Origin of the sequence: Leptotrichia hofstadii (genome assembly GCF_007990525.1) — a bacterium.
Classification (GTDB): Bacteria; Fusobacteriota; Fusobacteriia; order Fusobacteriales; family Leptotrichiaceae; genus Leptotrichia; species Leptotrichia hofstadii.
In genome coordinates, this window is sequence record NZ_AP019823.1 from 1333622 (window position 1) to 1353825 (window position 20204).

At 27.6% G+C, this 20204-nt stretch carries 25 protein-coding genes; 21 read left to right on the forward strand and 4 right to left on the reverse strand.

Features of this window, described 5'->3' with window-relative positions; genetic code table 11:
• The first annotated feature begins 136 nt into the window (after positions 1-136).
• From FVE77_RS06255 to FVE77_RS06270, 4 genes are read left to right on the forward strand one after another with little or no spacing between them, the layout of a single operon-like run.
• Positions 137-682, forward strand: coding sequence for a hypothetical protein (locus tag FVE77_RS06255; protein ID WP_026746319.1), 546 nt, complete (start codon positions 137-139; stop codon positions 680-682).
• Between the two features lie 49 nt (positions 683-731).
• The gene (locus FVE77_RS06260) at positions 732-1349 is read left to right on the forward strand and encodes a hypothetical protein (protein ID WP_026746318.1); all 618 of its coding nucleotides are present in this window, start codon (positions 732-734) and stop codon (positions 1347-1349) included.
• Between the two features lie 26 nt (positions 1350-1375).
• On the forward strand, positions 1376-1858 hold the full coding sequence (locus FVE77_RS06265) for a hypothetical protein (RefSeq protein WP_026746317.1): 483 nt from the start codon (positions 1376-1378) through the stop codon (positions 1856-1858).
• A 35-nt stretch (positions 1859-1893) separates the two neighbouring features.
• On the forward strand, positions 1894-2475 hold the full coding sequence (locus tag FVE77_RS06270) for a hypothetical protein (RefSeq protein ID WP_026746316.1): 582 nt from the start codon (positions 1894-1896) through the stop codon (positions 2473-2475).
• A 405-nt stretch (positions 2476-2880) separates the two neighbouring features.
• Here FVE77_RS06270 and mscL read toward each other — a convergent pair whose 3' ends face one another.
• The 4 genes from mscL to FVE77_RS06290 form a co-directional block, all read right to left on the reverse strand.
• The gene (mscL, locus tag FVE77_RS06275; RefSeq protein ID WP_026746315.1) at positions 2881-3282 is read right to left on the reverse strand and encodes a large-conductance mechanosensitive channel protein MscL; all 402 of its coding nucleotides are present in this window, start codon (positions 3280-3282) and stop codon (positions 2881-2883) included.
• Between the two features lie 188 nt (positions 3283-3470).
• Entirely contained in the window at positions 3471-3827 is a 357-nt protein-coding gene (locus FVE77_RS06280; protein ID WP_026746314.1) for a hypothetical protein, read from the reverse strand.
• Positions 3814-3993 (reverse strand): hypothetical protein, encoded by a 180-nt coding sequence (locus FVE77_RS06285; protein ID WP_026746313.1) that lies wholly within the window; start codon positions 3991-3993, stop codon positions 3814-3816. The genes FVE77_RS06280 and FVE77_RS06285 overlap by 14 nt, the downstream gene beginning before the upstream one ends.
• 21 nt (positions 3994-4014) lie before the next feature.
• Positions 4015-4674, reverse strand: a complete 660-nt coding sequence (locus FVE77_RS06290; RefSeq protein ID WP_051254494.1) for an XRE family transcriptional regulator — start codon at positions 4672-4674, stop codon at positions 4015-4017.
• A 219-nt stretch (positions 4675-4893) separates the two neighbouring features.
• Between FVE77_RS06290 and FVE77_RS06295 the strand changes: the two genes are divergently transcribed.
• The 17 genes from FVE77_RS06295 to FVE77_RS06375 all read left to right on the forward strand — a co-directional run bounded on the left by FVE77_RS06295 (position 4894) and on the right by FVE77_RS06375 (position 20203).
• A complete protein-coding gene (locus tag FVE77_RS06295) occupies positions 4894-5409 on the forward strand; it encodes a PH domain-containing protein (RefSeq protein WP_026746312.1) in 516 nt (171 codons plus the stop codon).
• A 96-nt stretch (positions 5410-5505) separates the two neighbouring features.
• Entirely contained in the window at positions 5506-6048 is a 543-nt protein-coding gene (locus tag FVE77_RS06300; RefSeq protein ID WP_026746311.1) for a hypothetical protein, read from the forward strand.
• 77 nt (positions 6049-6125) lie between these two features.
• Positions 6126-7028: a UTP--glucose-1-phosphate uridylyltransferase GalU gene (galU, locus tag FVE77_RS06305; RefSeq protein ID WP_026746310.1), complete on the forward strand. Its 903-nt coding sequence runs from the start codon at positions 6126-6128 to the stop codon at positions 7026-7028.
• A 138-nt stretch (positions 7029-7166) separates the two neighbouring features.
• Positions 7167-7349: a lipoprotein gene (locus FVE77_RS06310; RefSeq protein ID WP_026746309.1), complete on the forward strand. Its 183-nt coding sequence runs from the start codon at positions 7167-7169 to the stop codon at positions 7347-7349.
• 475 nt (positions 7350-7824) lie between these two features.
• A complete protein-coding gene (folB, locus tag FVE77_RS06315) occupies positions 7825-8175 on the forward strand; it encodes a dihydroneopterin aldolase (RefSeq protein WP_026746308.1) in 351 nt (116 codons plus the stop codon).
• A 27-nt stretch (positions 8176-8202) separates the two neighbouring features.
• Positions 8203-8691: a 2-amino-4-hydroxy-6-hydroxymethyldihydropteridine diphosphokinase gene (folK, locus tag FVE77_RS06320; RefSeq protein WP_026746307.1), complete on the forward strand. Its 489-nt coding sequence runs from the start codon at positions 8203-8205 to the stop codon at positions 8689-8691.
• A 429-nt stretch (positions 8692-9120) separates the two neighbouring features.
• Complete coding sequence (gene folE, locus FVE77_RS06325; RefSeq protein WP_026746306.1) at positions 9121-9711, forward strand: GTP cyclohydrolase I FolE; 591 nt, start codon at positions 9121-9123, stop codon at positions 9709-9711.
• 42 nt (positions 9712-9753) lie between these two features.
• Positions 9754-10572 (forward strand): hypothetical protein, encoded by an 819-nt coding sequence (locus FVE77_RS06330; protein WP_026746305.1) that lies wholly within the window; start codon positions 9754-9756, stop codon positions 10570-10572.
• Between the two features lie 94 nt (positions 10573-10666).
• On the forward strand, positions 10667-12046 hold the full coding sequence (locus FVE77_RS06335) for a bifunctional folylpolyglutamate synthase/dihydrofolate synthase (RefSeq protein ID WP_026746304.1): 1380 nt from the start codon (positions 10667-10669) through the stop codon (positions 12044-12046).
• A gap of 68 nt (positions 12047-12114) precedes the next feature.
• Positions 12115-13197, forward strand: coding sequence for a dihydropteroate synthase (gene folP / locus FVE77_RS06340; RefSeq protein WP_051254493.1), 1083 nt, complete (start codon positions 12115-12117; stop codon positions 13195-13197).
• A 140-nt stretch (positions 13198-13337) separates the two neighbouring features.
• The gene (locus FVE77_RS06345) at positions 13338-13874 is read left to right on the forward strand and encodes an NUDIX domain-containing protein (protein ID WP_026746302.1); all 537 of its coding nucleotides are present in this window, start codon (positions 13338-13340) and stop codon (positions 13872-13874) included.
• Between the two features lie 166 nt (positions 13875-14040).
• Positions 14041-14742, forward strand: a complete 702-nt coding sequence (locus tag FVE77_RS06350) for a hypothetical protein (RefSeq protein ID WP_026746301.1) — start codon at positions 14041-14043, stop codon at positions 14740-14742.
• A 215-nt stretch (positions 14743-14957) separates the two neighbouring features.
• Positions 14958-16091: an ATP phosphoribosyltransferase regulatory subunit gene (locus FVE77_RS06355; protein WP_026746300.1), complete on the forward strand. Its 1134-nt coding sequence runs from the start codon at positions 14958-14960 to the stop codon at positions 16089-16091.
• A gap of 1 nt (position 16092) precedes the next feature.
• Positions 16093-16710, forward strand: coding sequence for an ATP phosphoribosyltransferase (gene hisG / locus FVE77_RS06360; protein ID WP_026746299.1), 618 nt, complete (start codon positions 16093-16095; stop codon positions 16708-16710).
• Positions 16711-16771: 61 nt separating this feature from the next.
• Complete coding sequence (gene hisD, locus FVE77_RS06365; protein ID WP_026746298.1) at positions 16772-18052, forward strand: histidinol dehydrogenase; 1281 nt, start codon at positions 16772-16774, stop codon at positions 18050-18052.
• 246 nt (positions 18053-18298) lie between these two features.
• A complete protein-coding gene (locus tag FVE77_RS06370; RefSeq protein WP_026746297.1) occupies positions 18299-19498 on the forward strand; it encodes an ATP-binding protein in 1200 nt (399 codons plus the stop codon).
• 39 nt (positions 19499-19537) lie between these two features.
• Positions 19538-20203, forward strand: a complete 666-nt coding sequence (locus tag FVE77_RS06375; RefSeq protein ID WP_026746296.1) for a hypothetical protein — start codon at positions 19538-19540, stop codon at positions 20201-20203.
• Position 20204 lies beyond the last annotated feature (1 nt).

A 20204-nucleotide genomic window follows, 5' to 3' on the forward strand; every position in this document is an offset into this window, starting at 1 on the left:
TAAATCCTAAATTTATATAATTTTTAGTAGTTCAATTTTAAATGGGTTTGAGTGTAATTTCATTTTTTTAAAAATTTTCAGTTAATTTTAAGGTTCATTTGTTAAAATAGATTTATCAAAGGAAAAGGAGAAAAACATGAAAAAATTAGTTTTAACAGGATTGCTTGTATTAAGTATAATGGCATTTGCAGCAAAAATTACTACAACGGGAAAAAGCTGGGAGAAAATTGAAAAAGAAAATAAAGTTCCCGGACAGGAAAGCAGCATAATGAATTTTAGCTGGTTGGATAAAAAAGATGATGTAGAGGGTGTATATAACACATATAGCTTTAAAATAGGAAAATTAGAATCTGCTAAAAATAATGACTTTTATCTATCATCATATTATGATGAAAAACCTGAAAATGGTCTTCCGTTAGTATCAGATTTTAATAATATCAAAAATTTAAATGGTTTTACCATTAAAGAAAGTCTTGATGAAAATTCTGAAGCTTATGTTTCATATTATAAAATAAGAAAAACAGCTGTAAAAGGAATTTATTATATAGACAACTATATTGGTCAAAATGGGAAAAAACATTCTAAATTGTACTTTGGGTTTGATGAAAAAACTAAAAAGGTTGTAATTACTGATAAAAATGGTAATATAAAGAATGTATTGGAATATTATCCAGCGGGTTAATTATAAAATTAATATTTAAAAAAATATAAATGAAAGCAAGGGATAAAAAATGCTAAAAAAAATAGGAATAGCAATGTTAATTATAGCAAGTTTAGGAATTGCAGCTGCAACAAATGAATCAAAACAAATTAAATTCCATAAGACATTTAAAGAAAGTAATCAGGTAAATAAAAATTTAAGCAATGAAGATAAGGAAATAATAAATATAGCAATAAACTTTGCAAATGAATATATACAATTAAAAAACCCTGATGAGTTCGATAAATGGTTTGCAAAAGCTCCAATTACAGAAAAATTTAGAAAGGAATATTTTAGAAAAGAAAAATATATAGATTTAAAGGAAAAAGAATTGTATGCAGTAACAAGTGAATCACCTAAAGAAAAATTAACTCCTGCTGAAAAGAAATTTTTAAAAGAAAACAATGATATATATTCCTATTATCAATACGATCCTTTATTGGGATTAGGAATAGGAGATTTAGTACAGGAAAGTGAATTTTTACTGAAAGAATATAATTCTAAATTTAAAATAGTTCATTTAAAAGATAAGTATGAGGAAGAATTTGTTATTGATGGTAGAAAAGGTTATTTAGGTGGAACAGAAATAGTATTAAAACTTGTAAAACAAAATGGAAAATGGTTGATTGATGAATCAAAAATAAAATAATTTAAGAAAAATAAAGGAGACTAACTATGAAAAAAATGTTATTATTTATGATGTTATTATTATCAGCAACAGTATTTGGAGAAAGAGTTACGAATAAAATTAATTTTGAAATTTCTCCAAAAGAATTGAGAAATATTGTGAAAAGTGAACCGTTATCAAATTCACACGATAATGGTAGTTATGCTGTTTATTATTATGCAAATGTAGAGGATCCGTTAGGTGTAAAAAGACAATTTAATAGCTTTGCTTTTTCTGAAAATAAGCTGTATTCGACAATCTTTGATTCAGCAACAACAGATGAGGAACATGCAAAAATAATTGAAGCTTATAAAAAAAATATAAGTAAGATTTCTAAAGAAAAAATGAATATAAAAGAGCGTAAAGGAGCTTTATTATTATATAATTCGAAAAAAATAATTGAAATATATAGAGTAGTAGACCATACATTTATAAATGTTGCTCTTTATAGTGCCGGAAAATTAAACAATAGTTTGAAAAATTATGAATAAATATAAAAAATAAAAAATGAAAGCGAGTGATAAAAATGTTAAAAAAAGTAGGAATAGCTATGTTAATCGTAGCAAGTTTAGGAATGTCAGTTACAAGAAATAAATCAAAAGTAGGTAAAGTTCAAAAAACAGTTAAAGAAAGTAATCAGGCAAACACAAAATTAAGTAGTGAGGATAAAGAAGCGATAAATACAGCAATAAACTTTATGAATGAATATATACAAATTAGAGATCCTGATGAGCTCGATAAATGGCTTGCAAAAGCTCCAATTACAGAAAAATTCAGAAAAGAATACCGAAGAAGAGAAAAATATATAGAATTAAGTCAAAAATCACTTGAAGGAAAATTATCTCCTGCTGATGAGAAATTTTTAAAAGAAAATGACGATATTAATTATGACTATGATGCCTTATTAGGAGCAGGAATAATAGATATAAGAGAAGAAAGTGGATTTCAATTGAAAAAATATGATTCTAAGTCTAAAACAGTTTATTTAAAAGATAAATACGAAGAAGATTTTGTTGTTGATGGTAGAAAAGGTCATCAAGGTGGAACAGAGATAACATTAAAACTTGTAAAACAAAATGGAAAATGGTTAATTGATGACTCAAAATAAATTGGACAAAGAAACAAATGATATAGTGAAATAACAATTCATTGAAATAAAAATAGGGATTACTGTAATTTAAGGAAATCCCTATTATTTTTTGTTTAATAACGATTTTTACTACTTTTATTATATTTCTCTTTATTTTTGCGGGATTGCTCATTACCGAAAATCCTTATCTTGCTGTAAAGGTTTATCCTGATAATTTCACTTTTCAAAGCAAAAAAATTATATTTAATTGTTTTGAAATACTGGATTTTTATTTTTTGTTGGGAAAAACTGCTATATAAAATACAGTTTTTGCTTTTAAATGGAGTTTAGTAGAAAAAATTTTTAAAACTTACTAAAAATAACAGTTGAGAAATAAAAAAACGGAAGTAAATCTAATATGAATAACTTCCGATTATAATTTTGTTACTTATTTTTTAAAATATCTCTAATTTCAGATAATAATATTTCTTCTTTTGTTGGAACAGCTTCAGCAACTTCTTCTGTAGTTTCAGCATCAGTTTTTCTTAGTTTATTGATAAATTTTACCATTAAGAAAATAACAAATGCCATGATTAAAAAATTAACTATATTTTGAATAAATAATCCATATTTTACTGCGGCTTCTGGAGTAGTTGCAGTAGCAGGCGTAATAACAAATTTTAAGTTTGAAAAATCGATTTTTCCTAAAATAATTCCAATAATAGGCATAATTATATCGTCAACCAATGAAGTTACTATTTTCCCAAAAGCGGCACCAATGATAACTCCAACTGCTAAATCCATTACATTCCCTTTTGAGATAAATTCTTTGAATTCTTTAAACATTAAAATAATTCTCCTTTCAAAATTTTTATACCGTTTATTATAATGTATTTTTTTTAAAATTGCAACTTTTTTATTTAGAAAATAGCACAAAATTTTGAAAATTTTATTCGTCAAACAGTCGTAGGCAAAGAAATAGAAGTTTCATCGGCTTATTAAAATTAATTTTCGTTTTTAAACAGGAAATAGTGTTAAGCTTCTTTTATACTTAATTTTTCCTGTTTTCTCTTTCTTCTTATATCTAAAGCATGAAAAAATACTTTATTAAGAGAAATTAGAAGTTTTTTTCTATCTTCATCGCTGATAATACCATTATTGGTATACACAAAACTGTCAGAAATTAGACATTTGATATATTGAAAAGTTTCTGACTTATTTAGTAAAGCTACTCGTTTATCATTAGACAGGTTATATTTTTGGGCTTCTTTACTTAATTTATCAATGCTATATTTTTTTATTTCTTTAAGGTATTCTAATTTATCCTTTTTAAAATCAAAATTGCCGTTTTCATCTATAACTGCAGAAATAGGGCCTTTAACTAATGTCATTTTTCTTATCCTCCTTTATTTTATTGTTTAAATTTTCAAGATATTCTTCCGCTCCATCAACAAATGAAACTGTTTCAGTCTCAGAATCTAGAATAGATAAAATAGGAATTTTAACTCCATTTATCTCAATATACTCAAATTTTTCTTCTTTGTTTTTATTAGACATATTTATACCTCCATTTCATTTTTACCATTGATTTTCCACAAAAGTTCTGATAACTCTGCCTTTACAATATAATAATTCTGCATTTAAAACTATGATGTCGTCATAGCTGGGATTGAATGAACGCAGCCTTATAATTCCCTGCTTGTCTATTATTAATTGTTTTATATATGTTTCGTCATTGTATTCAAAGACACATACTTTTCCATTTAAACTTGCTGGATTGCTGCAAAGCTCAGGGTCAACGATGGCAATCGAGCCATCAGGAATACTTTTATCAAGTCCAGTCATACTTTCTCCAGAAACTTTAATTGCAAAAATTCCTTTTCTATAAATGTTTTGCGGCACAGGATAAGTGCCTATTTCTTCTGAAAGATTGATGTATCCTGTTCCTGCGCTTGCTTTTCCGTACATTGGAATTTCCAGTATTTCAATAGGAGTTAAAGATTCTGGAGCTGGATTTTTTATGTCTGTAATACCAGCCAGATAATTTAAGTCAATATTAAAAAATTTTGCATAAGCTGTAATAAATTTGCTGCTTGGCTCAGATAGATTATTTTCCCAGCGTGAAATCATGCTCTTGGTTATATTTAAATTATATTTTCTGTTTAGCTTTTCGACAAGGGAATCCATTGATAAGGCATTTTCTTTTCGTAATTCCTTTAGTCTTTTACCAATATTCATATTATTTCCTCCATATCTATATTTTTATTATAACACTTTTGTTCCTAAAATGCAACAAAAATATAAAAATTATTTTTTTTTCGTCTTTATATAAAATTTAGTTGCTTAAAAGGTACGAATTAAAAGTAAAATTTTTATAAAAAATTAAAATTCCTTTGATTAATTTATGAAAACATAGTACAATTAGATAAAATATAGATTGAGAAAGGAATTATAAATATGAGAAGCTTAAAGGATATAAAGCTGATGCTGTCAAAATGTGGAGCGGCAATTTGGGGAACAAAAAAAGAAGTTAAAGAACTGACAAATATTATTGGCGATGATGAAATTATTACCTATGCGACTTCAGGGGTGTATGAAGGGCATACTTGGCTTATTGTTTCAACGAGTAAAAGAATTATTCTCTTGGATAAAGGAATGCTTTTTGGCGTGAATCAGATTGAAATTCCACTTAGCAAGGTAAATGCTGTAAAGTATAGGAAAGGGCTGTTTGTAGGCGAGATAGAAATATGGGATGGCGCTTCCATGTTTAGGGTAAAAAATGTATTAAAAAAGACACTTATTCCATTTGTAAATGCTGTAAACGATTCAATAGAAGAAATTGAAAAATCACAAAAATATTCAAAGCCATCTGCAGCAGATGAAATTATTAAATTTAAAAAATTACTGGATGAAGGGACAATAACACAGGAAGAATTTAATAAGAAAAAGAAAGAGCTTTTGGCACAGGAATAGTTGAAAACGTTCTAGGAATTTTTTAAAAATTAATACAATTATTTAATAAATTATGGTATAATTAAACATACTGATAAATGGAAGGATGTAGATAAAATGAAAAAATTAATATTTTCACTTATATTTTTAGTTGGGATGCAAGGATTTAGTGATACATGCAGTTTTGCACCTAATCCTGATATATTTTTAGACAGGGTTATAAAAAAAATTCAATCTGAAAAGCGTACAAATGATATTTTTTGTGATAGAGACAAAGTAAAAATGGCATATTATACGATTGAAGATGAAGATTATAATGCGAATGTAGGAGTTGCCATAAAAGTAGCTCCAACAACTACAAACGATGATTTTAAGAAAGAGTTTTATAAAAAATTCAATGATTACAAAGATTTCTTTACAAACATTGATACAAAAAATCTTGGAAAAACTCCATTGCCGGATAAAGAAATAGTACGTTTCTATGTACAATTTCCAGATGAAAAAAGTATTATTATAATTGGAAAATATGAATATGACCTAAAGACAAAAGAATACCAGATGGTGGCTAATCTGAAGGCAAAAGATTATTTTGAAAAATTAAATTTATTTCAGCCATTAGCAGTAAAAGTTACATATTCTGACGATGGTCACATATTTTAACACAATTCTAAAAGCAATATGTTCTAGTCTTTTCTAGAATGAAAATAATGTTTATCAATATTTTGGAGGGAAAAATTATGAGTATAAAAAGGATAAGAAAAGCTGTTATTCCAGCTGCTGGACTTGGGACGAGAGTTTTACCAGCAACAAAAGCGCAACCTAAAGAAATGCTTGTAATAGTTGACAAACCTGCACTACAGTATCTTGTAGAAGAACTTGTATCTGCGGGAATTGAAGAAATTCTTATTATTACTGGAAGAAATAAGGGATCAATAGAAAATCATTTTGATTATTCTTATGAACTGGAAAAAACATTAGAAGAAAAAGGAAAAAAAGATTTATTGAAAATAGTAAACAATATTTCTGAAATGTCAAATATTTATTATGTTCGTCAAAAAAGACCATTAGGTTTAGGACACGCAATAAGCTGTGCAGAAGCATTTGTGGGAGATGAACCATTTGTTGTACTTTTAGGAGATGATATTATTTATACAGATAGTGAAAAGGGGCAGAAACCCGTTACAAAACAGCTTGTAGATAAGTATAATGAATTACAAGGCGGTACAATTTTAGGAGTACAGGAAGTTCCACATGAAAATGTTTCAAAATATGGGATAATAAAGCCATTAAAGCAAATTGACGAGAAAACAGTGGCAGTAGAAGATTTCATTGAAAAACCATCAATTGCTGAAGCTCCGAGTAATCTTGCTGCATTAGGGCGATATGTGTTGGAGCCTGAAATCTTTTCATATTTAAAAAGGACAAAACCTGGAAAAGGTGGAGAAATTCAGTTGACAGATGCAATTTTGGCAATGAAGAACGATGGTGAAAAATTGTATGCGTATAATTTTGATGGATTAAGATACGATACTGGAGATAAATTTGGAATGTTTGTTGCAAATGTCGAATTTGGATTAAGACATGAAGAATTAAAAGATAAAGTAAAAGATTACTTGAAAGATTTAGTAGAAAAACTATAATTTAAAAATGTGGTATTCGCCCTTTATAATAAAATTATAAGATAAATAAAAAAAAAAAAAAAAAAAACGGTAACTATGATAAAATTATAGCAAATATATAATTTAGTAAGGATAAAATAATACAAAGGAGTGAATGCTATGAAAAATGTATTTAGAATTCTGGCTGTAATTTTGTTGGGACTAAGTGTAGCAGGCTGTGAATTGTTTAGTCCAAGTTATTGGAACAGAGTAAATAAAAGATGGGAAGAAAGAGGCGTACAATGTTATGAAAGATATGATGGACATGTCTATTGTGAAGATAAGGACGGAAATCGTTTTTAATTTGTAAGTTTATCTAAATAGATTGTTATGCTTGGAAGTAGAATTTTTAGGATTCTGCTTCTTTTTTTGAGAAAAATTTAGAAATATTAAAATTTATCATGTTTTGTAATTTAAAAAACAAAAATTACTGAACTCAAAAGTTATGACTATTTACTCAAACCCTTAGTTATACTATTCCCTATCAAAACAATGTAGTTTTTATAATTCCGTTTAGCAAGGGGTCAAGACCCCTTGTCAGAAAGTGAAATAGGAAATCATTTCTTTTTTCAAATGGGGTTTAGTATTGATATAATTTTTAATAGTTTAATTTTAAATGGATTCGAGTATATATTAAAAATACTAGGTTTTATACGCTGTCAAATAAGTTTGTAATAAATTTCTTATTTAGGCGGAGTTTAGTATTAACACTATTTATTTTTAAGATTTTATATGTTAAAATATACACAAACTTTAAATAGAAATGAGGTAGATTCAATTGTATATAATAAAGATTAATAACATGAAATTTCATTCATATATAGGTGTTTATGAAGAAGAAAAAAAAATTGGACAAAATATTGAAATTGATTTAATCATTTCACTTTCAAAGGAAATCATTAAAAATGATGACATAAATAGTACATTGAGTTATGGAGATTGTTATAGAAAAATAGAGGAAATTGTTAAAGCAAGCAGAGTAGATTTGCTGGAAACATTGGCTTTGGATATTATAAAAGAGATAAAAGAAATGAATGAAAAAATCGAATATGTGCAAGTAAATATACGAAAATTAGCAGTTCCGATTAATGGAATTTTTGACAGTGTTGAAATTCAGATAAAAGATTAGGCGGAGCAAGAAGGGATAAAATAAAAAATGGCTAAAAACAAAGTTTATTTAAGTTTGGGCAGTAATATTGGAAAAAGAGAAGAATATATTCAAAAAGCTATTGAAGCAATTGAAAAAACTGAAGGAATTGAAGTATTGAAAAAATCAGGATTATACGAAACAACTCCTGTTGGATATTTAGAGCAAGATTTATTTTTAAATGCAGTAATTAAGATTAAAACTGATTTTTCAGCAAGAGAAATCTTAAAAATCATAAATAAAATTGAAGCTGAACTGGATAGAAAAAGGGAAATTAGATGGGGACCAAGAACGATTGACATTGATATTTTGATTTTTTCAGATAAAAAAATTAACGAACCTGATTTGATAGTTCCACATAAGGAAATGCTGAATAGATTATTTGTATTAGTTCCATTGATTGAAATTTACGATGGAGAGTATTTTGACAAAGAAGAAATTGCAGAAAAAATAAATGAGTTAGTTAAAGCAGGGGATCAAAAAATTGAAAAAATTTGAAAAAACCAATAATTATAAAATTAATAGATCAAATTAAAATATTTGAATACAATAAAAAGAATTATCATAATTCTTATATTTTTTGAATCTTTAAATTAAATTATCGGACGTTAGTTATTATTTTATTTAGAACAATATATTGCGACAAACTAAAAAATGTAAAAACTCATTTAACAATTATTAATGTAATTGAGTAAATTTAGAAATATAATTAAATAACTACTATTTATAAAGGAGTTCATCTTCTTTACTAAAGATGAATAATGTTAAGTTAGTAATCATTTATTATAAATAATAAATTACGAAGATAAAATCATATAATAAATATATACTAAACTTATTTAAGAGCATATAAATATGAGAATAAAATTTGCCAAGATGAATTGAAGAGTAGCATTTGTTATATAAATAAAAAGAAAGGTTAAGAAAATGAAAAAAAACAAAAACATAGATAAAGAAACGAGATTAAAAAATATTGAAAACGCAGTACGTGAAATTTTAATAAATATTGGGGAAGATGTCGATAGAGAAGGGCTTATTGAGACTCCTAAAAGAGTTGCAAAAATGTATGACGAGATTCTGAGTACAAAAAGTGTAGATAATTTTGAAAATTATAAATTATTTGATGTAGATTTAGGCGATTCGCAGGAAATGGTGCTTGTGAAGGAAATACCCTTTTTTTCGATGTGTGAACATCATATGTTGCCATTTTTTGGAAAAGTGCATGTTGCATATATTCCGAGAGAGAATAAAGTTATTGGACTTAGCAAGATACCAAGACTTGTGGAATTTGTTTCACGAAAACTGAGTGTTCAGGAAGAAATTACTGTAAATGTTGCAAAAAAATTGATAGAAATATTAAATCCATTGGGAGTTGCTGTTGTGGTTGAGGCACGACACATGTGCATTGAAATGAGAGGAGTTAATAAAATTGGTTCTGTGACTAGAACTTCTTTTTATAGTGGCGAATTTAAGGAGAATGTGGATAGGAAGAAGGAGTTTTTGGAAGGGATAAAATAAGAACAACACGGAATGAGAACTGAGAGATAGAGGTGCATATTAATGAAAAAATATATTTTTCTTTTATTTAACTTAATTTATTTAATTGGTTTTAGTACAGATGTAAGAAATATCACTAGAAGACTTAGTGATAAGCAAATTGAAAATATTAAGTCAGTTGAAGATTTTTTCTATTACGAAATTGGAAGCAAACTGATTCAATTTAAAGGTAATGTAACAATAGAAGTTAATAAAAATAATATTCCGGTTTGGTTACTCAGTGATTATACATTTGCTAGTAAGACAATTAATAATATTGATAATAAGTTCCTTTTAAGAGACTTTAATATTAGCATAAATGAAAAAAAATTAGATTTTTTTAATGAAAAAGATTTAATGAAAATAAAAAAATCAAAGATTAGAGAAAAAATAGAAAATATTGAAAAAAATTCTAATATTTTAGGGTACTATAAAAGAATGAAAGCAAATTATTATTCACCTTCAATGGCTCCAGAGCCTAATTTTGATAGCATTTCTTCTGAATTTATTTGGATTGTATTTTCTAAAGCTTCGCTGTTAATTGATATTCAAGGATTTAAGAAATTTGAAAAAGAAGTTTTATCAATTCCTAATATAGATGAAAAAATTATGGAATTGAAGGAATTTGTTGAGTATATTGACAAAAATAGAACTTTGTCGTACGAAGAAAAAGAAGAAGAAAAGAAATTTGAAAAATTATTATCTATTGAAGCTGAAGATAACCGTATTCAAGCTGAAAGAGAAGCTAAACGAGGATATGATAATACATATAAAAAAATTTATTTTTACATGTTAGCAAAAGATATAATAGAATTAAATAATCTAATAAAAGAAATAAAATAAAAGTATTAAAATTTAAAAATGCTGAATGCTGTGTTTAATGGAATTTTTAAACTTTTACAAACGAAAAAAAATTTAAAAATAGGAGAAAAAAGTGATGAAAGAATCATTATATGGGGAAAAGAAAAGAGTAAAATTGCTTGCGGAAATTTTAGACAAAATGAATAATCCAGCGAGCGATGTTCAAGTTATTCATGTTAGTGGGACGAATGGGAAAGGTTCAACTTGCCATATGATTAATAGCATTTTGTGTGAAACGGGATATAAAGTTGGATTATTTACGAGTCCTCAAATAACGACAATTTATGAATTGATTAAGGTTAATGGGGTTGAAATTACAGAATTGGAATTTGAAGAGTGTAAAAATAAGTTAAGACAGGTTTTGAATGAGCTGGGTTTAGATTTGGAAAATGATTTGTCGTATTTTGAGATGGTGTTTTTGATTGCGATGATACATTTTAAAAATAAGAATGTGAATGTTTTGATTTTGGAATGTGGGCTTGGAGGGGAGCTGGATGCAACGAATGCAGTTTCAAAAATTGATTATACTATTTTTACAAAGATTGGGATTGATCATAAAAATATTTTGGGGAATACGATTGAGGAAATTTGCCAAACAAAATCAAAAATTATAAGAAAATATAGCAATGTTATAATTGCTCCAAATCAGAGAGATGTAGTTTATGAAATTTTGGAAAAAGAAGCAAAATATAAAAATTGTGATATTTTTTTAGCTGAAAAAAATATAAAAATCGAAAAAGTGAAAAATATAGAAGAGAATAGGCAAAATATTTATGAAAAAGAAGATTTAAAATCTAAAAACAGTTTAGAATTTCAAAATAAAGTTAGAGCTGAAATAATTGGAAATTATGATTTTGGGAAAAATTTTAAAAATAATGAATATTTTTTTAGATTTGGGCTAAAAGGTGAACAACAGCTGGAGAATCTAGCAACAGTTTTAATGTGGTATTTTAGATTTTGTAATGAAAATATTCTACAAAATACAGAAAAAATATTGGATAGAGCTTTGGGAACATTGCAAATTGAAGGAAGAATGGAAAAAGTTCGAGAAATTAAAAATGTGTATTTGGATGTGGCACATAATGAGGATAGCGTCGAGGCATTTGTAGATTATGTTAAAAAGAATTTTGACAATAGAAAAAAAATTTTTGTAGTTGGATTTTTAAAGGATAAGGAAGTCGAGAAATGTGTGAATCTTTTAAAAATAGCTGGAGATAATTTTATACTTACAGAGCCAAATAATGCAGAAAGAAAATTGAATTCAGAGATTTTGGAAAAATATTTTGAAGATAAAAAAATTGAAAATCCTAAAAATATTATAATTTCTGAAAAGAATATTGAGAAGGCTTTTTTGAAAGCATTGGAATTGAGGGAGAATGAAGATGAGTGTGTTTTTGTAGTAGGATCATTTTATTTGTTAGGGGAAGCAAAAAAAGTTATTGAAAAGTATTTTTAATTTAATCAGAATAAAGATTTAAATAGAAAAAACAGATATATCATTTAAGAAGGGAAAGAAATAAAAAAATGATTAAAATCAATGAAATTAAGAATAGGGATTCAAAAAATATTGTTATTGAATTTAATGGAAATAAAGAAGAACTACGTAAATTTGAGAATTTTTTGGAAAAAAAGAATATTTTTTCATTTAATAAAAATGAAGGGATTACATCTATTTTTAAATATTTAGAATTAAAACAATTAGTTGAGATTTTGAAAATGGAAAATAGTTTTGAATTTGAAAATGGAATTGAAAAATTGGAAGAGATTTTACAAGAAAATAGACTGATTTGGAAGGGGAATAGGTTTGAGTTTGATTTGACAACTGAGTCGGTTATTTATTCAATTTTGAATATTACGCCAGATTCATTTTATGATGGAGGGGGAAATTCGAGTGTAGATAAGGTTTTGAAGCGGATTGAGGAAGATATTAGGAATGGGGCTAAAATATTTGAGTTTGGAGGAAAATCGTCTAAGCCTAATTTTGATGATATTTCGGCAGAAGAAGAATGGAATCGGATTGAAAAATATATTGAGGCTGTGAAAAAGGAGTTTCCAGATATTGTGCTGGCTTTGGACAGTGATACTGAGGAAGTTATTGAAAAAGGACTGGATACGGGAATTGATATTATTAATGATTTTAATGGATTCACTTCGGAAAGAAAATTGAAATTGGTTGAAAAATATAAACCTGCGTTGGTTGTGATGAATAATGGACGGTTTGATGAAATTCCAAACTTGAAAAATTATTTGGAAAATTATTTTGATAAGCGAGTAAAAGCAATTTTAAAAACTGGAATTGAAAGAGAAAAAATTTCGATAGATCCAGGAGTTGGATATTCTTCAAATAATAGCATGAATACGCCTGAAGATATGGAAAGAATTAAGTCGATAAAATATTTACGTAATATGAGATTACCAATAATGATTGCAATTTCAAGAAAAAGTTTTAATGAAAAAATATTTGGACTGTCGTTAGAAGAAAGACTTATGGGAACATTGATGTTTGAGAGTCTAATGGTGCAAGATGGCGGAAGGATTTTGAGAGTTCATGATGTGAAGGAAACTAGGGATATTTTGAATATGCTGGAAGTTTATAATAAAATTTAATTTTATACTCGAACCCGTTTAAAATTAAACTATTAAAAATTATACAAACTTAGGGTTTGAGTAAATAGTCATAGCCTTTGAGTTTTGTTTTAAAGTGGTTTTACTATAAAATTAAAGAAAATATCCAAAAGGAGAACATTTTGAAAATAGAAAATATAAATTTTTTGAAAAAACATTTACAAAATTTAGCAGAATACGAGCCTGAATTGAAAATAAAAATAGAAAAAATTTCGGAAATATTATCACAAACGAAAATAGAGGATTTTAGGAATAGAAAGTCAAAAGTTCATTTATCAGCGAGTGCTGTAGTTTTTAAGAATGATAAATGTTATTTTATAAAACATCCATATTTAAAAACTATTTTACTGCCAGCAGGACATGTAGAAAATGGTGAAATGCCTATAGATACTGCTATTCGTGAATTTGTAGAAGAAACTGGTTTTTTTGCAAAAATTGATGAAAATATGCAAAATATAGGATTGATAGATGTGAATATGATTGAGATTCCTGAGAATCCTGTGAAAAGTGAAGGGGAGCATATTCATATTGATTTTCGGTATAAACTTGTTTTGGATGAAGAGAGAGAAGGGCAAAAAGAGGCTGAATTGGAGTGGTTTTTATTGGAAAAAAGGGAAGTTGATAGTGAATTTAATAAATATTATAAATATTTGGAATAACAGGAATAATGAGGTACAATATAATATATAAGATCTGTCAAATCAAATTATACAATAAAGAGTTTTGTAGGAAGCTTCAGATGATTTATTTATAATGATAAGGAAGTAAAAAAATAGAGTTTTCTATAATAAAGGTAAATTCAGAAAAAAAGGAGACGTGAATAATATGAAAAAAATAATTTTAAGTTTATTTGTATTGCTAAGTTTATCGACTTTTACACAGGAAAAATATCAAGTGGAAATAGAACCATCTGCAAAAATATCTCAAAATGTTGTTCAGAGCTATAATTCTCAAATTGAAAAGGAAGTTAGTAAAATATATTCAAAAGAAGAAATGTTTGGAATTATGAATAAAATGATGAATGGAGCTTCTGTTCAAGGGAAAAACGAGGGAAATGACTTAAAAGAATTAATGAATGGTTTTTTTGGAGAAGAGTATATTTCTAAAATGATGGATATGATGTTTAAATATTATAAAATTGAAATAGAAAAGATAAATTATATTTCTGAAAATAAAGCGTATGTAAAAGTTAAATTGGGATTTCCTATTAATATGGATGAAATAAAAAGCATGGGCAGTATTGATAAAATGCTAGAAAAAGCCGAGGAGAGCTCTAAAAAACTTGAAGTGGCCTTTAAGAAAAGAACAGGAAAAACAATGGAAGAATATACAAAGTCAATTTCAGAAAAAGATGAAAAAGCAATGAAAAAATATTTTAAAATAATGGGTGAAATTCAAATGGAAATCATGGATGAAGAGTTTGCTAAAATAACGAAAAATGGAAAATATGTCGGAAGAAAAGAAATTTTAGAGGCTAACAAGAAGAATGGAAAATGGGTAATTGAAAATCCTAATTTTGGGTATTAAAATAATATTAAGACAGGAAAAACAAATTTGAATAGTAAGATTAAAGCAGAGAAAATATAATAAAAATAATACACATAGTTCAAAAAGATGGTATCAAATAAAGGAGGGAATCTATTGTAAAAGAAGTAGGGGAGTGTGAAAACTTCCTTTTTTTGCAATTATTTTGATTATATGATAAGATAAAAGTAAAACAGGTGTGGAAAGTGAAGTAAATTATGAAAAATTATATAAAAAATATGAGTAAAAAAGATTTAGTGTTACTAAATATACGGAAAATATATGATTCGTATGGATATAAAAAGATTTCTCTTCCGAGTTTCGAGGAATATGATTTGTATAATGAAAATAAGGATTTTATTGATAGAAATGTATTGACTGTTATGAGTCCGAATGGAAAATTGTTAGCGTTGAGGCCCGATATTACGTTGTCGGTTGCTAAAAAGGTGTCTAAAGATCAGTCTTTGAAATACAGTAAAATTTATTATCAGGAAAATACTTACAATCTAACAAAATATGTTGGTTACGAAGAGGATGAACAGCTGGGGATTGAATTAATTGGGAAAGAATCGACGTTTTTGGATTTTGAGATTATTAATCTTGCGGTAAAAAGTTTGAATATTATAAATAAAAAGAGTATGATTGTTTTGTCGCATGCAGGGTTTATTTCTTCGATTTTTGAAAATTTTGATTTAGAATACGAGATAAAGGAGCAAATATTTGATTGCATAAATAGAAAAAATAGCCACGATATACAGAAAACACTGGAAAATAACAAGCATATTTCAGAAAATGTGAAAAAATTAATTTATAAAATTCCTGAATTGTCGGGGAATTTGGAAAATATTGAAAAGGAACTTTTAAAATATGAAATAAATGTCAATACGAAAAAAATATTATCTGAACTTAAACAGCTAAACAGTTTATTGATGAAATTTTACAAGAAATCAAAAATTATATTTGACTTTTCTGTTGTAAAAAATTTGAATTATTACAACGGAATTATTTTGCAAGGGTATATCGAAGGCTTTCCAAACGTAATTTTAACTGGTGGCAGATACGACAAATTGTTTGAAAAATTTGGGGTTGATACTGGAGCGGTTGGATTTGCGATTTTGACTGATGGATTGAAGGGGTATTATAAGGATACTGATAAAAAGGATTTTGAGGTTTTGATTGCTTATGATAACAGCGATTTTGAAAAATTGGTGGAAATTGTGAATGATTTTCAGAAAAAGGGGCTTAGAGTAAGGACGGAAAATATTGAGAATTTAGGTGAAAGTGATTTTGAAATTTTTAATTTTGATGAGAAATATATTTTTCAAAACGGGGAATTGAAAAAGGAGGAATAGTATGATAAATATAGCTCTTCCTAAAGGGAGATTAGGAAATAAAGTGTATAATTTATTTGAGCAAATAGGTTATGAAAGTTCGGAAATGAAGGAAGATAACAGGAAATTGATTTTTGAGAATAAGGAAAAAAATATTAGATTTCTTTTGGTGAAACCGTCGGATGTAGGGGTTTATGTGGAAAAGGGAAGTGCGGATATTGGAGTTGTAGGAAGGGATATACTGCTTGAAGAAAATCCTGATGTGTATGAATTAATGGACTTGGGATTTGGGAAATGCAGGTTTTCGATTGCAGGACCGATGGATTTTAAGGAAAATTTTGACAGGCCTCTTGTGGTTGCAACAAAGTATCTTAATGTGGCTAAAAAATACTTTGACTCAATTAATAGGGATGTGGAGCTTATAAAATTAAATGGTTCTATTGAAATAGCACCGATTTTGGGACTTTCGGATGTGATAATGGATATAGTTGAAACTGGGACAACTTTGAAGGAAAATAATTTGAAGATTCTTACAAACATCGAAGATATAAGTGCCAGATTTGTTGCCAATAAGTCAAGTTACAGATTTAAGAATAAAAAAATCAAGGAAATCGTTAACAAGATAAAAGAAATTTTGTAAAATAAAAATATTGATAAAAATATTTTAAATATAATAAAAAAGTGAAATGGAGTGATGCGTTATGATTAAGACGATAAAGTATTCAAAAAATGTTGATTTGGAAAAGGAGCTTGCTAGAAGCCAGTTTTCGTACGATGATGTAAATGAAACTGTGGAAAGCATTCTGAAAGATGTTAAAGCTAGAGGAGATAAGGCTTTGATAGAATATACTGAAAAATTTGATGGTGTAAAACTGGAAAATCTGGAAGTTACACAGGAGGAAATTCAAAAAGCCTTTGACACAATTGACAAGGAATTAATGGAAGTTATTCAGTATTCACACGACAACATCAAGAAATTTCACGAAAAGCAAGTTAGGAATGATTTTTTAATAAGACAGGAAAATGGCGTAATTTTGGGGCAAGTAGTTAATCCGATTGAAAAAGTTGGACTTTATGTACCTGGCGGAACAGCGGCTTACCCTTCGACTGTGCTTATGAATGCAGTTCCAGCTAAAATTGCTGGATGTGATGAAATTATAATGGTAACACCTCCAACTGCAGATGGAACAATTTTATCCTCTATTCTTGTTGCGGCAAAAATTTCTGGAGTTGACAGAATCTTTAAAGTGGGTGGAGCTCAGTCAATAGCTGCCCTTAGTTATGGTACGGAAACTATTCCAAAAGTATATAAAATTGGCGGGCCAGGAAATATTTACGTTGCAATGGCTAAAAAAATGGTTTATGGGGAAGTTTCGATTGACATGATAGCAGGACCAAGCGAAGTGCTTATAATAGCTGATGAAAGTGCAGACCCAGTTCATACAGCGGCAGATTTATTGTCACAGGCGGAACACGACAAACTGGCAGCCTGCATATTAGTTACGACTTCTGAAAAGTTGGCAAATGAAGTTACTAAGGAATTGGAAAAGCAGTTAAAGGAATTGCCAAGAGAGGAAATTGCAAGGGCATCGATTGAAACTCAAGGAAGAATAGTTATTGTAGACAATATGGATGATGCTGTCTTTGTAAGCGATTATGTTGCACCGGAACATTTGGAACTGGCAGTAGACAATCCATTTGAATTATTGCCAAGAATAAAAAATGCAGGATCAATATTTATGGGACACAACACGCCTGAACCAATTGGAGATTATCTAGCAGGCCCAAATCACACATTGCCGACAAGCGGTACTGCCAAATTCTCTTCTCCGCTCTCAGTAGACGATTTCGTTAAAAAATCTTCGTTTATTTACTATTCAAAACAAGGACTTGAAGAAGTTAAGGATAAAGTAATTAAATTTGCTGAAAATGAAGGGCTTACAGCACATGCTCGTTCAGTTTCTAAAAGATTTGAGAAATAAAAAATATTAATTTGTCTGAAAACAGATTTTTAATAATTTTTTGAGAAGATTGAAAATTATAAATTTCTAGTTTTCAGGCTTTTTCAAAATATTAAAATTTTTCATTTTTAAAATAAAAAGTATTTAATTTTTGAAAGTTTTTGTTTTAGAAAATAAAAAGTTTTCAAAATTTTGGAGTTTTTTGATTTGAGAATAAAAAATTGATTATTTTTCTTTTTTTTGGTATACTTTGTATGAGGTGATTTTATGGTTAAAAGAACTGAATACTTGAAAAAATTGAAAAAAATAAAAGATATGCAGATAATAAAGGTTATCACAGGCGTTAGGCGGTGCGGAAAATCTACATTGCTATCTCAATTTAGAAATTTTTTAATAGAATCTGGTGTATTGGAAGAACAGATAATTTCCATAAATTTTGAGGATTTAAAGTTTGAAGATTTAAAAGATTATAAATTATTGTATCAATATATAAACGAAAGACTTGTGCCTAATAAAAAAAATTATATATTTATTGATGAAATTCAGGAAGTTGAGAATTTTCAAAGGGCAGTGGATTCTTTATTTATAAAGGATAACACAGATATTTATATAACAGGCTCCAATGCGATGATGTTATCAGGCGAATTGGCAACACTGCTTTCGGGCAGATATATTGAAATATCCATATTGCCCTTATCTTTTTCTGAATATCTTAAATTGGATGAAACACAGGATATGAGACAGGCTTGGAATAAATATTTTGAAAATGGCGGATTTCCTTATGCGACACAAATAAATGATGATGATATAAGAAAAGACTATTTAATGGGAATATACAACACAGTTTTGCTAAAAGATATAGTTGCAAGAAATAAAGTACAGGACATTACTTTGCTTGAATCTGTAGTAAAATTTCTATTTGAAAACATTGGAAATATTGTTTCGCCTAAAAAAATAGCTGATACACTTGTTTCTTATGGCAGAAAAACTACATCGTCTACTGTTGAAAATTATATAGAAGCCTTGAAATCGTCGTTTATATTGTACAAAACTGGACGTTATGACATAAAAGGAAAACAGCATTTAAAGTCGCTGGAGAAATATTACATAGTTGACATAGGACTAAGAAAATTGCTTATAAATAAAAAACATAGCGATATTGGGCATATTTTGGAAAATATAGTTTATTTGGAATTAATTAGACGTGGATATACTGTGTATATTGGTAAAATTGGAGATTTGGAAATAGATTTTATAGCAGAACGAAATAATGAAAGAGAATATTATCAAGTGTCAGCAACGATACTTGATGAAAATACATTCAAGAGAGAGATAACGCCATTAAAGAAAGTTAAGGATAATTTTCAGAAGTTTATAATTTCGATGGATGAAATGAATCTGAGCGAAGATGGAATAAAGCATATAAATATTTTAGATTTTTTGCAAAATACAGAACAAAACTACTAAATTAAAATAAAAAATTAATAACAGAATATTGGAGGATAAATGAAAAAAATACTACTAGGATTATTTATTTTGGGAACACTAGGAATGGCAGAAAGTAATTATGAGGTTTATGTGAAAAGTGGGGTTAAAATTTCACAAAGTGAAGTTGATAGAGATAGTAAAGAAATTGAAAATACTGTTAATAAGATGATTAATGATTATGAAACTCGTGATAAAAAAATTATGTTGGAAAAATCAAGAATTATGTTTTTAAGAAATATGAAAAATCAATATCATAATAACAATAATTACTATATTAAAGATATAGAATTTTTTGATAAAATGTCTGAAGTTATGGCAAATGAAATGATAACTGGCTTATCTAAAAGTAAATATGTTCCAAAATCTATTTCTTTTACAGGTAAAAATATTGCTAAAGTGGAAATAATTGAAATATTACCTGATTTTAATAATCTTTCTGTCAGCGATGAAGATGTGGAAAAAGCAGTAAAAAAAGCAGGAGTAACAGATGAAGAAATAAATAATTTAGAACACATTAGCGATCTAAGTAATCAAAAAAGAGAAAAAATCTTAAAGTATTTAGGTGAAGAGCTTAGAAAACAAATAAGTGAAACTACTGAAGAAAGTAATGTGCTTGAGTTTAGAAAAGTAAATGGAAAATGGGAAACAAAGGATAAATTATATGATTTGTCAGAATTCAAGTAAA

What these genes read in the sequence shown, in the direction of transcription:
- hisG (WP_026746299.1), top strand. Translation starts at nt 16,093, where the DNA reads ATGATAAATATAGCTCTTCCTAAAGGGAGATTAGGAAATAAAGTGTAT.
- FVE77_RS06370 (WP_026746297.1), top strand. Translation starts at nt 18,299, where the DNA reads ATGGTTAAAAGAACTGAATACTTGAAAAAATTGAAAAAAATAAAAGAT.
- FVE77_RS06260 (WP_026746318.1), top strand. Translation starts at nt 732, where the DNA reads ATGCTAAAAAAAATAGGAATAGCAATGTTAATTATAGCAAGTTTAGGA.
- hisD (WP_026746298.1), top strand. Translation starts at nt 16,772, where the DNA reads ATGATTAAGACGATAAAGTATTCAAAAAATGTTGATTTGGAAAAGGAG.
- folE (WP_026746306.1), top strand. Translation starts at nt 9,121, where the DNA reads ATGAAAAAAAACAAAAACATAGATAAAGAAACGAGATTAAAAAATATT.
- FVE77_RS06280 (WP_026746314.1), bottom strand. Translation starts at nt 3,827, where the DNA reads ATGACATTAGTTAAAGGCCCTATTTCTGCAGTTATAGATGAAAACGGC.
- mscL (WP_026746315.1), bottom strand. Translation starts at nt 3,282, where the DNA reads ATGTTTAAAGAATTCAAAGAATTTATCTCAAAAGGGAATGTAATGGAT.
- FVE77_RS06300 (WP_026746311.1), top strand. Translation starts at nt 5,506, where the DNA reads ATGAAAAAATTAATATTTTCACTTATATTTTTAGTTGGGATGCAAGGA.
- folP (WP_051254493.1), top strand. Translation starts at nt 12,115, where the DNA reads ATGATTAAAATCAATGAAATTAAGAATAGGGATTCAAAAAATATTGTT.
- FVE77_RS06255 (WP_026746319.1), top strand. Translation starts at nt 137, where the DNA reads ATGAAAAAATTAGTTTTAACAGGATTGCTTGTATTAAGTATAATGGCA.
- FVE77_RS06265 (WP_026746317.1), top strand. Translation starts at nt 1,376, where the DNA reads ATGAAAAAAATGTTATTATTTATGATGTTATTATTATCAGCAACAGTA.
- FVE77_RS06330 (WP_026746305.1), top strand. Translation starts at nt 9,754, where the DNA reads ATGAAAAAATATATTTTTCTTTTATTTAACTTAATTTATTTAATTGGT.
- FVE77_RS06350 (WP_026746301.1), top strand. Translation starts at nt 14,041, where the DNA reads ATGAAAAAAATAATTTTAAGTTTATTTGTATTGCTAAGTTTATCGACT.
- FVE77_RS06270 (WP_026746316.1), top strand. Translation starts at nt 1,894, where the DNA reads ATGTTAAAAAAAGTAGGAATAGCTATGTTAATCGTAGCAAGTTTAGGA.
- FVE77_RS06310 (WP_026746309.1), top strand. Translation starts at nt 7,167, where the DNA reads ATGAAAAATGTATTTAGAATTCTGGCTGTAATTTTGTTGGGACTAAGT.
- FVE77_RS06285 (WP_026746313.1), bottom strand. Translation starts at nt 3,993, where the DNA reads ATGTCTAATAAAAACAAAGAAGAAAAATTTGAGTATATTGAGATAAAT.
- FVE77_RS06355 (WP_026746300.1), top strand. Translation starts at nt 14,958, where the DNA reads ATGAAAAATTATATAAAAAATATGAGTAAAAAAGATTTAGTGTTACTA.
- FVE77_RS06375 (WP_026746296.1), top strand. Translation starts at nt 19,538, where the DNA reads ATGAAAAAAATACTACTAGGATTATTTATTTTGGGAACACTAGGAATG.
- FVE77_RS06335 (WP_026746304.1), top strand. Translation starts at nt 10,667, where the DNA reads ATGAAAGAATCATTATATGGGGAAAAGAAAAGAGTAAAATTGCTTGCG.
- FVE77_RS06290 (WP_051254494.1), bottom strand. Translation starts at nt 4,674, where the DNA reads ATGAATATTGGTAAAAGACTAAAGGAATTACGAAAAGAAAATGCCTTA.
- galU (WP_026746310.1), top strand. Translation starts at nt 6,126, where the DNA reads ATGAGTATAAAAAGGATAAGAAAAGCTGTTATTCCAGCTGCTGGACTT.
- folK (WP_026746307.1), top strand. Translation starts at nt 8,203, where the DNA reads ATGGCTAAAAACAAAGTTTATTTAAGTTTGGGCAGTAATATTGGAAAA.
- FVE77_RS06295 (WP_026746312.1), top strand. Translation starts at nt 4,894, where the DNA reads ATGAGAAGCTTAAAGGATATAAAGCTGATGCTGTCAAAATGTGGAGCG.